This is a genomic window from Streptomyces sporangiiformans, assembly GCF_005768555.2.
In the GTDB taxonomy this organism is placed as follows: domain Bacteria; phylum Actinomycetota; class Actinomycetes; order Streptomycetales; family Streptomycetaceae; genus Streptomyces; species Streptomyces sporangiiformans.
Genome location: NZ_VCHX02000134.1, coordinates 1 through 12,731, shown reverse-complemented (window position 1 = coordinate 12,731; position 12,731 = coordinate 1). Strand labels below are relative to the sequence as shown.

The window sequence follows — 12,731 nt, the reverse complement described above, 5'->3', positions numbered from 1 at the left end:
GCACCGGCCGCGACGTGAGGGCCGGGGCCGGGGCCCGCCTCCTCGACGCCTCTCGGCGTGTCGCCCGTCGCGGATCACCCTTCGCGGATCGCCATCGCGGATCGCCCATCGCGGATCGCCCGTCGCGGATCGCCCGTCGCGGATCGTCCCACGATCGCGTCACCGCTGCCCGCATCCCCGCAGGTCAGGAACTGGGACATCCCAGATGGCCCCAAACAGCGGGTCATTGTGGCGGCCGGTGCCCGCGCCCCGGCACAGTCGGTGCAGCACATCCGGCGGCGTGATCCACATCACTCCGCCCGGCTCGCACACCGAGCACGCCAGAGAGGAAATCCGGATCATGAAGTTCCACAAGAGCGCCGCCATCGGCATCCTCGCCACCGCGGTCCTGGGCAGCGGACTCGCCGTGGCCCCCACGGCGACAGCCGCCGACGCGATGGGCACGGCTCCGGCCTGCGTGAAGCGGGACGTCATCAAGCACAGGAAGTACGTGAAGGTCACCAACACCTGCCGTGAGACGATGCACCTGAAGGTCGTCATCGACTGGGGTTCCGACTCCCCCTGTCTCACGTACCAGCCCGGTGAGCAGTGGGAGTGGAACTGGGGCCGGGGTTCGTACGGCAAGGTCGTCACCTGCTGATCCGCCGGACAGGCCGCTGGGACTGGCCGGCCGCGTGCTCCTTCAGGAATGTGCCCGCATGGGCGGCAGCCTCCTCCTTCGTGGCGAAGGAGGAGGCTTTTCGTCTTCGCCACGTGGTCCGTCGGCCGCTCGCCCGCCCGGCCCACCGCCAACCGCCAACCGCCAACCGCCAACCGCCAGAGGACGTACGGGAGTTGGACCGCATCCCGACGGCGCCGAACCACGGCCCCGGTTAGCATGAGCTCCATGCGTTTTCGGCGTAGTCATGACAATCTCCCGCCCCTTCCTCGCGATCCACGAGCCGACGAGTATCCGATGCCGTCCGTTCCGTACGGGTGGTACGCCGTGCTCCGCGGCGCCGAGCTGCCGCCGGGCAAGGTCGTCAGCCTCCACTACTTCGGACGTGCCCTCATCGCCTTCCGCGGCGCGGACGGGCAGCCGGCCGTACGCGACGCGCACTGCCCTCATTACGGCGCGCACCTGGGCGCCGGCGGGAAGGTCGTGGACGGCACCGTGGAGTGCCCCTTCCACGGGTGGCGATTCGATGCGGACGGCCGGTGCGTGAAGGCCCCGTTCGCCGTCCGGACCCCCAAGGTGTCCATCGGGGGCTATCCGGTCCGTGAGCACAGCGGGCTCATCTTCGTCTACGCCGGGCCGGGAGAGCCGTCGTGGGAGGTACCGGACATCCCTGAGGCGACATCCCAGGGGTTCGCCCAACCGATCGACGACACCTGCCGGGCGCGCATCCATGTCCAGGAGATGCGCGAGAACATCGTGGACGAGTCGCATTTCCACTTCATCCACGGCCAGAGCGAACCGCCTGTCCAGGACCTCCAGCCGGACGGCCCTTTCGCCGAGGTCCGCGGCCGGATCAGCCGGCGCGTTCTGGGCTGGGACATCGACAACACCTTCGACGCGTTCATGTACGGACCGGGCGTCATGGTGGTCCGCACCCACGGCCCCGTCCTTTCGGTGACCGCCGTCGCCCTCTCCACCCCCATCGACGACCGTACGAGCGAGTTGCGGATGCTGTACTACATCCGCAAGCCGTCCCGGCTCCCTTTCCTCGTGCCCGTCCTCAAGCTCGTCTTCCGCGCCGAAGCCCTGGGCGAGGTGCGCGAAGAAGTCCGGATCTGGGATCACAAGATCCACCAACCGCGCCCTGTCCTGCTTCCGCACGAAAAGGGCATCAAGGCACTACGCCGCTGGTACGCCCAGTTCTATCCGTCCGATGTACCGGCAGAGGGGTTGCCCGACCTCCCCTCGCGCTCCGACTTCTCGACGCCACTCCCCTGACCTACCACTCCCCTGACCGGCCACTCCCCTGCCCCGGACCTTCTCTCACGGCCCGTCGAGGTCGATGCCCAGCTCCGTGTCCGGGCAGCAGAACTGGCACGCCTCCACCATCGGGTCGAGCAGCGCCGCCCGTGCGTCCTGGGCGCTGATGGGATGCTTCACGGCGCCGTGCGGGCAGTCGCCGGTGTGGATGCGCGCGGGCTCGGGGCCCAGCGCCCTGGGCTGCCGCTCCACCGTGAAGCTCGTCGACGCCTCCCCGGGGCGGCTGCTCGCGAAGGCGGGGAGGGCCCCAGGGTGCCGCCGCTGCCGCGGGCGGGCCGGCCGGGACTGCTGCTGCCGCTGCGGCTCTCCCTCGGCGCGGGCGAGCGCCTGGCGTACGGCGTCGCGTTGAAGTCGCAGGTAGATGCCGATGGTCTCGTTGTCGAGGACCTGCTTGTCGAGGTGCTCCAGGATGATGCGCAGACGCGCACGATCCGGTGGCAACTCGTTCATGCGTTCGATTCAAGCACGGGCCCTTGGCCCCGTCGATGTGTGCTCCGCTCAGACGACCGGCTCGCCGAGGCCCAGCAGGTTTCCCTCGCTGTCGCGGAACCAGGCGGCGCGCTCCCCGCGTGCGCCCTTGCTCGGGTAGTTCCCGTCGATCTCGGCGATCCCGTCCTTCGTCCGCAACCCGGGCACGTCGACCTCCTCGAACCTCACGCCGCGCCGCTTGAGTTCCGACACGACGGTCTCCAGGTCGTCGACCTGCCACCCCATCTGAGTAAAGGTGCCGGTCGAGGCTCCCGTCGACTTGAACAGGGCGAACTCCGTGCCTCCGCACCGGTACAGCAGTCCACCGGGCCGTTCGTCGACGGGTTCCAGACCTAGTTGCTCGGCGTAGAAACGCCGCGCCCGGTCCAGGTCCTGGGCCGGAAGCCTGGTCGCCACGCGTCCCCGGGCCAGAATGTTCCTGTCGTCTGCGTTCATACCTCCACTGTGCCGTGAGCGTGGCCGAACGGACGGGCAACGGGCGCGTGCCGCGGTGTGGGATACGGAATGGCCTCTGACCTGCGCATTATGGACCGCCTGGACATGCGCGGGCCGCCTGGACCGTGGGTAGAGTCGAAGCATGGATCTGCCGGTGATGCCACCCGTGAAGCCGATGCTCGCCAAGTCCGTGGCGCGGATTCCGCCGGGCATGCAGTACGAGGCGAAGTGGGACGGGTTCCGGGCGATCGTCTTCCGCGACGGCGACGAGGTCGAGATCGGCAGCCGTACGGGAAAGTCGCTGGCCCGGTACTTTCCCGAGCTGGTCGATGCCCTGCGGGCAAGGCTGCCGCAGCGGTGCGTGGTGGACGGCGAGATCGTGATCGCGCGGGACCGTCGGCTGGACTTCGACGCGCTGACGGAGCGCATTCACCCGGCCGCGTCCCGCGTGAAGCTGCTGGCCGAGCGGACCCCGGCCTCGTTCGTGGTCTTCGATCTGCTCGCACTCGCCGACCAGTCGCTACTGGACGTCCCGCTGAGCGAACGGCGCGCGCTGCTCGTGGAGACCCTGGCCGGGGTCACGGCTCCCCTGCATGTGGCACCGGCGACGCTGGACATCGAAGTAGCACAGCAGTGGTTCCAGCAGTACGAGGGCGCGGGCCTGGACGGGGTGATCGCAAAGCCGCTCACCCTGCGCTACCGGCAGGACGAGCGGCTGATGTTCAAGGTCAAGCACGAGCGCACCGCGGACGTGGTCGTCGCGGGGTACCGCCTCCACAAGAGCGGGCCCGTCGTCGGTTCGCTGCTGCTCGGTCTGCACGATGCCCAGGGCACGCTGCAGCACGTGGGGGTGTCCGCGGCGTTCTCCATGCAGCGGCGCGCGGAGCTGGTGGCGGAGCTGGAGCCGCTGCGCATGGCGTCCGCCGAGGGCCATCCGTGGGCGGCCTGGGCGGAGGAGTCGGCCCATGAGGCGGCCCGGCTGCCCGGTGCGCCCAGCCGCTGGTCGGGTAAGAAGGACCTCTCCTGGGTGCCGCTTCGGCCGGAACGGGTGTGCGAGGTGGCGTACGACCACATGGAGAACGGGCAGCGCTTCCGGCACACGGCGCGGTTCCGCCGCTGGCGCCCCGACCGCACGCCCGAGAGCTGCACCTACGCCCAGCTGGAGGAGCCCGTCCGCTACAACCTGGCGGAGATCCTGGGCCCGGACGGCTGAGACCGCCGACTCGGTTACCTGTTCGGCCCAAGCGGCGCCTTCGGACTCGATCCATGGGGTATGACACGATTGAACGAATAAACGCAAACCCATGAAAACGGGGCATCGTGGACACCGTAGGCATGAGACGGTCCGGGCGGCCGGTGCGGACCAGACGCGCGGCCGTGGCGACGGCACTGCTGGCCACCCTGCTGGCCGGTTCCATGGCGGCAGGCTGCACGCAGGGCAACGGCGGACCGGCCGACGACGGGCGCGCGCCGGACCCCGAGCGCAGCACGGAGACCAGCAAACCCCCCACCGGTTCGCCACTCGCCGTGAAGATCGACAACGTGACCCGGGCCCGGCCGCACACAGGCCTCGACTCTGCGGACATCGTCTACGCCGAGCAGGTGGAGGCCGGCCTGAGCAGGCTGATGGCGATGTACGCGACCAAGCTGCCGCCGGTCGTCGGACCGGTGCGCAGCGCACGCGAGTCGGACCTGGAGCTGCTGCGTCAGTATGACGAGCCGACGCTCGCCTTCTCGGGGGCGCACAGCAAGTTGCTGCCGCTGATCGACAAGGCACCGCTGCGCGTGGCGTCGCCGAACGAGGAACCGGAGGCGTTCTTCCGGAGCGCGGACAGGCCCGCGCCGCACAACCTGTATCTGCGCCCCGAGCGGCTGCTGAAGTCCGCCCCGGGAGCGGACGCGCTGACGACGGGCTTCGAATACGGGGCGCTGCCCGAGGGCGGCAAGGCCGAGACCACACGCACCGTGCGCTTCCCCGCGGCCAGCTTCACCTTCAACTGGTCCGAGAGCAGGGACCGCTGGCTGGTGTCGATGGACGGCAGGCCCAGCGTGACGACCGACGGGAAGCGGGTGGCCGCCTCGACGGTGGTCGTGCAGTACGTGAAGATCCGCGAGTCCCAGTTCGAGGACTTCCTGGGCAGCAACACGCCGTACACGGAGACCGTGGGCTCCGGCAAGGCCCAGGTCCTGCGCGACGGCCGCGCCTTCGACGTCGACTGGAAGCGTGCCTCGGCCACCGACGGAACGAAGTTCACGACGACGAACGGCGAATCCATGAAGTTCGCGCGCGGACAGGTCTGGGTCGTCTTCGCGAAGGCGTGACCCCGGCGCCGTACGACCTCCCGCGCCGTATGACCTCCCGCGCCGTACGGAGACCGGCGCCGTACGGAGAACCGCGCCGCACGGAGAACCGCGCCGCACGGAAACCGGCACCCTGCCCTTCAGCCCTGCGTGACGAGCGGTTCGCCCGGGTTTCGCAATCCCTCCGCGGCATCCGAGACGCGTTGGAGCAGGCTGAAGAACACGGCGCGCTCCTCGGCGCTGAGGGGAGCCAGGAAGACCTGGTTCATACGGGCCGTCCGGACGGTCAGCTTCCGGTGCGTGCGTGCCCCCTCGTCGGTGAGGCGCAGCAGGAACCTGCGACCGTCCTGCGGATCGCGGACCTTGTCGAGGAGGCCGCGGCGGCTGAGCCGGCTGATGACCTCGGCGATGGTGGACCGGTCCAGACCCACGCGCTCACCCACGGTGCGCTGGTCCAGGCCCGGCTCGGCGACGAGCGCGTTCAGGACCGCGAACTGCGGCGAGGTGATCTCCTCGGAGACCATCGCGTTCCACAGCAGATAGTGCGCCTGCTGCAGCCGCCGGGCCAGGTGCCCCGGATGAGTGGAGAGGTCCACCGCGGCCATGTGTGCTCCTCAGCTCCCCGTATGCGCGCTGCATATACGGGCTGGATTCGTCGGTGCACTGAACGATACCGTCTCGCCCGATGAACTGTCTGCCGAGCGATGTGACATTCACCTGGGGCTTTCCCCAAGGTCTTGACGGCCGCACCGTCGAATGACAGCGTGAGTGAAACCTCAAAGAAATAATCAGTGCCCTGAGTAATTCGGGCGCGCTGGTAGCTCGGAAGAGATGGGGCTTCACTGATGGACAAGGTGGTCGCCACAGCCGCCGAGGCGGTGGCCGATGTGCCGGACGGCGCGTCACTCGCGGTCGGCGGTTTCGGACTGAGCGGTGTGCCGAACGTTCTGATCGAGGCTCTGTACGAGCGTGAGGTCTCCGCTCTGAGCGTGGTCTCCAACAACTGCGGGGCCATGGAGTCGGGGCTCGCGATACTCCTCGCGGCGGGCCGCATCGCCCGCGTCACCGGGTCGTACATCGGGGGGAACAAGGAGTTCGCCCGGCAGTACCTGGCCGGCGAGCTGGAGGTCGAGATGATCCCGCAGGGCACGCTGGCCGAGCGGCTGCGGGCCGGCGGCGCCGGCATCCCCGCCTTCTACACCCCGGCCGGCGTCGGCACCCAGGTCGCCGACGGCGGACTGCCCTGGCGGTACGACGGTGAGGGCGGCGTCGCGCTCGCCTCGCCGCCGAAGGAGGTGCGGGAGTTCGACGGCACGGAGTACGTGCTGGAGCACGGCATCCGTACCGACTTCGCCCTCGTCCGGGCCGCGAAGGGCGACCGGCACGGGAACCTGGTCTTCAACAAGTCGTCCCGCAACTTCAACCCGCTCGCCGCGATGGCCGGCCGGGTGACGATAGCCGAGGTCGAGGAACTCGTGGAGCCCGGCGAGATCGACCCGGACGCGGTGCATCTGCCGGGGATCTTCGTCCAGCGGTTGATCGCCCTGACCCCCGAGCAGGCGGCAGACAAGAAGATCGAGCAGCGGACGGTGAGTTCCTGATGGCCTGGACGCGTGAAGAGATGGCCGCCCGCGCCGCGCGCGAGCTGGAGGACGGCCAGTACGTGAACCTCGGCATCGGACTGCCGACGCTGATCCCCAACTACCTCCCGCCCGGCGTCGAGGTGATCCTGGAGTCCGAGAACGGCATCCTCGGCACCGGCCCGTACCCGACCGAGGACCAGGTCGACCCGGACCTCATCAACGCCGGCAAGGAGACCGTCACGGTCCTGCCCGGCGCCTCGTACTTCGACTCCTCCCTCTCCTTCGGGATGATCCGCGGCGGCCATATCGATGTCGCCGTACTCGGCGCCATGCAGGTGTCCGCCGGCGGGGATCTCGCCAACTGGGCCATCCCCGGCAAGATGATCACCGGGATCGGCGGTGCCATGGACTTGGTGCACGGAGCCCGCAAGGTGATCGTCGTGATGACCCACACCGCGAAGGACGGCTCGCCGAAGATCCTTCAGGACTGCGCGCTGCCGCTCACCGGCAAGGCGTGCGTCAACCGGATCATCACGGATCTGGGGGTGCTGGACGTGACGGACGAGGGCCTGGTGCTGGTGGAGACCGCGCCGGGTGTCGAGACCGAGGAGATCGTCGCGAAGACCGCTGCCAAGGTTCGAACTCCGGAGGAGATCGTATGAGGGACGTCTACATCGTCGATGCCGTACGGACCCCGATCGGCAAGTACAACGGCTCGCTGGCAGGCGTACGACCGGACGACCTCGGCGCGCACGCCATCCGCGAACTCCTCGCCCGTACACCGGACCTGGATCCGGCACGGATCGAGGACGTGTACTTCGGCAACGCGAACGGCGCGGGCGAGGAGAACCGCAACGTCGGCCGCATGGCTGCCCTCCTCGCCGGCCTGCCCACATCCGTACCCGGCGTGACCGTCAACCGGCTGTGCGCCTCCGGGCTCGAAGCCGTCATCCAGGCCGCGCGGGCCATCGCGCTCGGCGACGCCTCCATCGCCCTGGCCGGTGGCGTCGAGTCGATGACCCGTGCCCCCTACGTCCTGCCGAAGAGCGACAAGCCCTTCCCGGCCGGGCACACCGAGCTGTACTCGACGACACTCGGCTGGCGCATGGTCAACCCGAAGATGGACCCGCAGTGGACCGTCCCGCTCGGCGAGAGCGCGGAGCTGATCGCCGAGAAGCACAAGATCAGCCGGGAGCAGCAGGACGAGTTCGCGCTCGCCTCCCACCAGAAGGCGGCCCGCGCCCAGGCCGACGGCCTCTTCGACGCCGAGATCGCGCCCGTCTCCCTCCCCCAGCGCAAGGGCGACCCGGTCGTCTTCGGCGCCGACGAATGCGTACGCGCCTCCGCCTCCCTCGACGCGATGGCGAAGCTCAAGCCGTCCTTCCGTAAGGAGAACGGCACGGTGACGGCGGGCAACGCCTCCCCGCTGAACGACGGGGCGGCCGCACTGCTGCTCGTCGACGAGGACGGGCTGAGGGCCACCGGCCGCGAGCCGCTCGCGCGGGTCTCCGCCTCCGGTGTCTCCGCGATCGACCCGCACTACTTCGGGCTCGCGCCCGTCGAGGCCGTTCGTCGCGCGCTCTCCAAGGCGGGCAAGGGATTTGACGATCTGTCGACCCTCGAACTGAACGAGGCGTTCGCCGCGCAGGTGCTCGGCTGCGTGGCCGAGTGGCCCGAGTTCGACCCGGCACTCCTCAACCCGCAGGGTGGCGCGATCGCCCTCGGTCACCCGCTGGGCGCCTCCGGCGCCCGGCTCGCCGGCACCGTCGCCCATCAGCTCGCCCGCCGCGGATCCGGCGTCGGAGTCGCCACGCTCTGCATCGGCGTCGGCCAGGGCCTGGCCCTCGTCCTCGAACGCTGAGACCTCTCGCTGAGACCTCTCAAGGCCCGTAGGGAATCGGAATCCTCATGACGCTCACCCAGTCGGACATCGACACCGAGGTCAACGACCTCCAGAACGCGTACGACAAAGCCGTCGCCGGCGGCGCCCCGGTCCAGCACCACCCGCCGCGCGACTACGCCCCGTACCGCAGCTCCGTACTGCGCCACCCCAAGCAGCCGCTGGTCGCGGTGAACGGGGGCGATCCGGAGACGGTCGAGCTGTCCGGTCCGGTGTTCGGTCCGACCGACATCACCGAGATCGACAACGACCTCACCGTCCAGCACCAGGGCGAGCCGCTCGGCGAGCGCATCACCGTCTCCGGACGGCTGCTCGACCGCGACGGCCGCCCCGTGCGCGGCCAGCTCATCGAGCTCTGGCAGGCCAACGCGTCGGGCCGGTACGCGCATCTGCGCGACCAGCACCCGGCGCCGCTCGACCCCAACTTCACCGGTGTGGGACGCACTCTGACGGATGATCAGGGCCGGTACTTCTTCCGTACGATCAAGCCGGGCGCGTACCCGTGGCGCAATCACACCAACGCGTGGCGCCCCGCGCACATCCACTTCTCGCTGTTCGGCTCTGCGTTCACGCAGCGGCTCGTGACGCAGATGTACTTCCCGAACGACCCGCTGTTCCCGTACGACCCGATCCTTCGCTCGGTGACCGACGAGTCGGCCCGGGGCCGCCTCGTCGCGCAGTACAACCACGACCTTTCGCAGCCCGAGTTCTCGCTGGGCTACGAGTGGGACATCGTTCTCGACGGTCCCTCCGCCACTTGGATAGAGGAAGGCCGCTGAGCATGCCCGAGCAGTTGCTCCCCACCCCGTCGCACACCGTCGGCCCGTTCTACGGGTACGCGCTGCCCTTCCCCGAGGGCGGGCAGGTCGCCCCCAAGGGCCACCCCGACCAGATCACGCTGCACGGTCACGTGCTGGACGGCGAGGGCGATCCGATCCCGGACGCCCTGCTGGAGTTCTGGCAGGCGGCCCCGGACGGCTCCCTGAAGGGCGCCCCCGGTTCGATGCGCCGCGATCCGGTGACCGGCGGCTACCTCGGTCGCAACGGCACCGACTTCACCGGCTTCGGCCGGGTCGCCACGGACGCCGACGGTCACTACGCGCTGCACACGCTGCCGCCGGGCAACGCCGGTCCGCCGTACATCAGCGTGTGCGTGTTCGCGCGCGGCCTGCTGCACCACCTGTACACGCGGGCGTATCTGGCGGACGGGCCGCAGGGAGCCGACCCGCTGCTCGACTCGCTGCCGCCGGAGCGCCGGGCCACGCTGGTCGCACAACCCGGCGAGCGGCGCACGTACCGTTTCGACATCCGCCTTCAGGGCGAAGGCGAAACGGTCTTCCTGGAGTTCCAGTGACAGCTGTCGGTCCTGTCGATTCCGACGCCGGCCTGCTCGCCCCCGGGCGAGCGGGCTCCCCCGCCGAGTCCGCGACGGGCGACCGCGCCTACCTCCGGGCGCTGCTCGACGCGGAGGCGGCACTCACCCGCGCGCAGGCATCGCTCGGTCTCGTCCCGGCGCGGGCCGCCTCGGCGGTGGACGCGGCGGCGGACGCTTCCCGCTTCGACGTCCATGCCCTCGCCCTGCGCGCGCGGGGCGGCGGCAATCCGGTGATCCCGCTGGTCGCGGACCTGACCGCGGCGGTCGCCGAGGAGCACGCTCCGTACGTCCACCGGGGCGCGACGAGTCAGGACATCATGGACACGGCCACGATGCTGGTGGCCGCGCGGACGCTGGATCTCGTCCTGGCGGACCTGGCCCGCACGGAGCGCGCGCTGGAAAGGCTCGCCCGGGAGCACCGGGACACGGCCATGCCGGGGCGGACACTGACCCAGCACGCGGTGCCGACGACCTTCGGTCTCAAGGCCGCGGGGTGGCGGTCCCTGGTGCTGGACGCCCGGGACCGCCTCCAGTCCGTACGTGATGGCCTTCCGGCCCAACTCGGCGGCGCGGCGGGCACCTTGGCGGCCTTCACCGCGTACGGGACTTCGGACACAGGTGCGCTCGTCGAGGCTTACGCCCGCGAAGTCGGCCTGGCCGCACCGGCGTTGCCCTGGCACACCCTCCGTACCCCGGTCGCCGATCTCGCGGGTGCTCTCGCGTTCACGGCGGGCGCCCTCGGCAAGACGGCGACGGATGTCCTCACTCTCGCCCGTACGGAGATCCGCGAGCTGAGCGAGGGCACCGGCGGCGGGTCCTCGGCCGTGCCGCACAAGGCGAACCCCGTGCGCGCCACGCTGATCGCCGCGGCGGCCCGCCACGCGCCACAGCTCGCCGCGACGCTGTACGGTTCGCTGGCCGCCGAGGACGAGCGCCCCGCGGGCGCCTGGCACGCCGAGTGGGAACCCCTGCGCGATCTGCTCCGCCTGGTCGGCGGCGCGGCGCGTGACGCGGCCGAAGTGGCGGAGGGTCTCCAGGTGCACGCGGAGGCGATGCGCGCCCACCTGGACCTCACCCACGGCCTGATCGTCTCCGAGCGGCTGTCCGCCGAGCTCGCCCCGGTGCTCGGCCGCGCCCGGGCGAAGGAACTGCTCACCCGGGCCGCCGAACGGGCAGGCGCCGAGGGCCGTCCGCTCGTGGACATCCTCCAACTCCTCGCCGAGGAGCCACGGCTGAAGGAGCTCGACCTCGTGGCCCTCACCGACCCGACCCAGTACACCGGCTCCGCCGGAGCCCTCACCGACCGTGCCCTGGAGCGACGTTGACCACCCAGCCGACCGGTAAGCAGCTGCACCATCGCGCCGAGGGATCCCCCACCGCTCCCCCGCTGTTCCTCGGCCCGTCCCTCGGCACGTCGATGGCCTTGTGGGACAAGGTCGCACCCGAACTGTCCATCACCCACCGGGTGGTGCGCTGGGACCTTCCCGGCCACGGCGGCTCCCCCGCCGACCTGATCGGACCCGGCGCGACCGTCGACGAGCTGGCCGGCCTGGTCCTCTCCCTCGCCGACTCGCTCGGCATCGACCGCTTCTCCTACGCCGGTGTCTCGCTCGGCGGCGCGGTGGGGCTGCACCTCGCGGCGCACCACCCGGAGCGTGTCGAGAGCCTCGCCGTGATCTGCTCCTCGGCCCATTTCAACGGCTCCAAGCCGTGGCAGGAGCGGGCGGCGCTGGTCCGCGCCGAGGGGCTGGCCGGTCTCGCGGAGAGCGCGAACTCCCGTTGGTTCACACCCGGTTTCACCGTGCCGGAACTCGTCGAGGACCACCGTACGGCGGACCCGGACGCGTACGCCGCCTGCTGCGACGCGCTCGGGGCCTTCGACATCCGCGAGCGGTTGCCGCGGATCGCCGCGCCTGCCCTGCTCGTCGCCGGTCGTGAGGACCCGGCGACGCCGCCCGCGCATCTGCGTGAGATCGCCGACGCCGTGCCCGGCGCCGCGCTCACCGAGATCCCGCGTGCCTCGCACCTGGCGCCCGCCGAACAGCCGGAGGCCGTACTCACCGCTCTGCGCGCGCACTTCGGCGGCGGTGCGCGGCGCGGGATGGACGTACGTCGCGAGGTGCTCGGCGACGCTCATGTGGACCGGGCTCAGGCCCGGCAGTCTCCGTTCACGGCTCGGTTCCAGGACTTCATCTCGCGTTACGCGTGGGGCGAGATCTGGACGGATCCGACGCTGTCGCGCCGCGAGCGCAGTCTGATCACGCTGACCGCTCTGGTCGCTCACGGCCACTACGACGAGCTGGCGATGCATGTCCGGGCCGCCCGCCGCAACGGGCTCACTCCGGAGGAGATCGGGGCGGTGTTGCTGCAGAGCGCCGTGTACTGCGGTGTCCCTGCGGCCAATTCGGCGTTCGCGGTGGCCCAGCGGGTCCTCTCCGAGGAGGACGAGGCCACGGGGTGACGTGGCACAGCCTCGACTCATGGACCGACGTTTCTCGCCCCCGCCGCCCCTACCCGTCCCATCCCGTTCCTGGGGGCTGCGCACCCAGACCCCCGCTATCGGCCTGAACGGCCTCGTCCTCAAACGCCGGACGGGATGAAAATCAGCCCCTCCGGCGTTTGAGGAGCGGGGTCTGGGGCGGAGCCCCAGGGATGGGACGGGTAGGGGCG

14 protein-coding genes are annotated in these 12,731 nt (G+C 70.4%); 11 read left to right on the top strand and 3 right to left on the bottom strand.

Features of this window, described 5'->3' with window-relative positions; genetic code table 11:
• The first annotated feature begins 340 nt into the window (after positions 1-340).
• Entirely contained in the window at positions 341-640 is a 300-nt protein-coding gene (locus FGD71_RS19770) for a hypothetical protein (protein WP_162931174.1), read from the top strand.
• Positions 641-955: 315 nt separating this feature from the next.
• On the top strand, positions 956-1,936 hold the full coding sequence (locus tag FGD71_RS19765) for a Rieske 2Fe-2S domain-containing protein (RefSeq protein WP_119101794.1): 981 nt from the start codon (positions 956-958) through the stop codon (positions 1,934-1,936).
• 45 nt (positions 1,937-1,981) lie between these two features.
• Here the strand turns inward: FGD71_RS19765 and FGD71_RS19760 are convergent, their stop codons facing one another.
• Both FGD71_RS19760 and FGD71_RS19755 read right to left on the bottom strand, forming a co-directional pair.
• The gene (locus FGD71_RS19760) at positions 1,982-2,428 is read right to left on the bottom strand and encodes a DUF6233 domain-containing protein (RefSeq protein WP_119101793.1); all 447 of its coding nucleotides are present in this window, start codon (positions 2,426-2,428) and stop codon (positions 1,982-1,984) included.
• A 48-nt stretch (positions 2,429-2,476) separates the two neighbouring features.
• Positions 2,477-2,902 (bottom strand): VOC family protein, encoded by a 426-nt coding sequence (locus FGD71_RS19755; protein ID WP_119101792.1) that lies wholly within the window; start codon positions 2,900-2,902, stop codon positions 2,477-2,479.
• A 142-nt stretch (positions 2,903-3,044) separates the two neighbouring features.
• On the opposite strand from FGD71_RS19755, the gene FGD71_RS19750 reads away from it, so the two are divergent.
• Both FGD71_RS19750 and FGD71_RS19745 read left to right on the top strand, forming a co-directional pair.
• Positions 3,045-4,115: an ATP-dependent DNA ligase gene (locus FGD71_RS19750; RefSeq protein ID WP_119101791.1), complete on the top strand. Its 1,071-nt coding sequence runs from the start codon at positions 3,045-3,047 to the stop codon at positions 4,113-4,115.
• 122 nt (positions 4,116-4,237) lie between these two features.
• Positions 4,238-5,224, top strand: coding sequence for a DUF3048 domain-containing protein (locus FGD71_RS19745; RefSeq protein ID WP_119101796.1), 987 nt, complete (start codon positions 4,238-4,240; stop codon positions 5,222-5,224).
• Between the two features lie 119 nt (positions 5,225-5,343).
• Here the strand turns inward: FGD71_RS19745 and FGD71_RS19740 are convergent, their stop codons facing one another.
• A complete protein-coding gene (locus tag FGD71_RS19740) occupies positions 5,344-5,808 on the bottom strand; it encodes a MarR family winged helix-turn-helix transcriptional regulator (protein WP_119101790.1) in 465 nt (154 codons plus the stop codon).
• Positions 5,809-6,048: 240 nt separating this feature from the next.
• On the opposite strand from FGD71_RS19740, the gene FGD71_RS19735 reads away from it, so the two are divergent.
• The 7 genes from FGD71_RS19735 to pcaDC are packed head-to-tail and all read left to right on the top strand — an operon-like array spanning position 6,049 to position 12,522.
• Entirely contained in the window at positions 6,049-6,804 is a 756-nt protein-coding gene (locus tag FGD71_RS19735; protein WP_119101789.1) for a CoA transferase subunit A, read from the top strand.
• Positions 6,804-7,448: a CoA transferase subunit B gene (locus FGD71_RS19730; protein ID WP_119101788.1), complete on the top strand. Its 645-nt coding sequence runs from the start codon at positions 6,804-6,806 to the stop codon at positions 7,446-7,448. The genes FGD71_RS19735 and FGD71_RS19730 overlap by 1 nt, the downstream gene beginning before the upstream one ends.
• Complete coding sequence (locus FGD71_RS19725) at positions 7,445-8,647, top strand: thiolase family protein (protein ID WP_119101787.1); 1,203 nt, start codon at positions 7,445-7,447, stop codon at positions 8,645-8,647. Before FGD71_RS19730 ends, FGD71_RS19725 begins: the two co-directional genes overlap by 4 nt.
• 47 nt (positions 8,648-8,694) lie before the next feature.
• Positions 8,695-9,465: a protocatechuate 3,4-dioxygenase subunit beta gene (gene pcaH, locus FGD71_RS19720; protein WP_119101786.1), complete on the top strand. Its 771-nt coding sequence runs from the start codon at positions 8,695-8,697 to the stop codon at positions 9,463-9,465.
• Between the two features lie 2 nt (positions 9,466-9,467).
• Positions 9,468-10,040, top strand: a complete 573-nt coding sequence (gene pcaG, locus FGD71_RS19715; protein ID WP_119101785.1) for a protocatechuate 3,4-dioxygenase subunit alpha — start codon at positions 9,468-9,470, stop codon at positions 10,038-10,040.
• Positions 10,037-11,386: a 3-carboxy-cis,cis-muconate cycloisomerase gene (gene pcaB, locus FGD71_RS19710; protein ID WP_119101784.1), complete on the top strand. Its 1,350-nt coding sequence runs from the start codon at positions 10,037-10,039 to the stop codon at positions 11,384-11,386. The genes pcaG and pcaB overlap by 4 nt, the downstream gene beginning before the upstream one ends.
• On the top strand, positions 11,383-12,522 hold the full coding sequence (pcaDC, locus tag FGD71_RS19705; RefSeq protein ID WP_119101783.1) for a bifunctional 3-oxoadipate enol-lactonase/4-carboxymuconolactone decarboxylase PcaDC: 1,140 nt from the start codon (positions 11,383-11,385) through the stop codon (positions 12,520-12,522). Before pcaB ends, pcaDC begins: the two co-directional genes overlap by 4 nt.
• Positions 12,523-12,731 lie beyond the last annotated feature (209 nt).

Bases quoted from the DNA above. Each gene is read 5' to 3' on its own strand.
- FGD71_RS19750 (WP_119101791.1), top strand. From the start codon at position 3,045: ATGGATCTGCCGGTGATGCCACCCGTGAAGCCGATGCTCGCCAAGTCC.
- FGD71_RS19755 (WP_119101792.1), bottom strand. From the start codon at position 2,902: ATGAACGCAGACGACAGGAACATTCTGGCCCGGGGACGCGTGGCGACC.
- FGD71_RS19735 (WP_119101789.1), top strand. From the start codon at position 6,049: ATGGACAAGGTGGTCGCCACAGCCGCCGAGGCGGTGGCCGATGTGCCG.
- FGD71_RS19760 (WP_119101793.1), bottom strand. From the start codon at position 2,428: ATGAACGAGTTGCCACCGGATCGTGCGCGTCTGCGCATCATCCTGGAG.
- pcaH (WP_119101786.1), top strand. From the start codon at position 8,695: ATGACGCTCACCCAGTCGGACATCGACACCGAGGTCAACGACCTCCAG.
- FGD71_RS19740 (WP_119101790.1), bottom strand. From the start codon at position 5,808: ATGGCCGCGGTGGACCTCTCCACTCATCCGGGGCACCTGGCCCGGCGG.
- FGD71_RS19730 (WP_119101788.1), top strand. From the start codon at position 6,804: ATGGCCTGGACGCGTGAAGAGATGGCCGCCCGCGCCGCGCGCGAGCTG.
- FGD71_RS19765 (WP_119101794.1), top strand. From the start codon at position 956: ATGCCGTCCGTTCCGTACGGGTGGTACGCCGTGCTCCGCGGCGCCGAG.
- FGD71_RS19725 (WP_119101787.1), top strand. From the start codon at position 7,445: ATGAGGGACGTCTACATCGTCGATGCCGTACGGACCCCGATCGGCAAG.
- FGD71_RS19745 (WP_119101796.1), top strand. From the start codon at position 4,238: ATGAGACGGTCCGGGCGGCCGGTGCGGACCAGACGCGCGGCCGTGGCG.
- FGD71_RS19770 (WP_162931174.1), top strand. From the start codon at position 341: ATGAAGTTCCACAAGAGCGCCGCCATCGGCATCCTCGCCACCGCGGTC.
- pcaG (WP_119101785.1), top strand. From the start codon at position 9,468: ATGCCCGAGCAGTTGCTCCCCACCCCGTCGCACACCGTCGGCCCGTTC.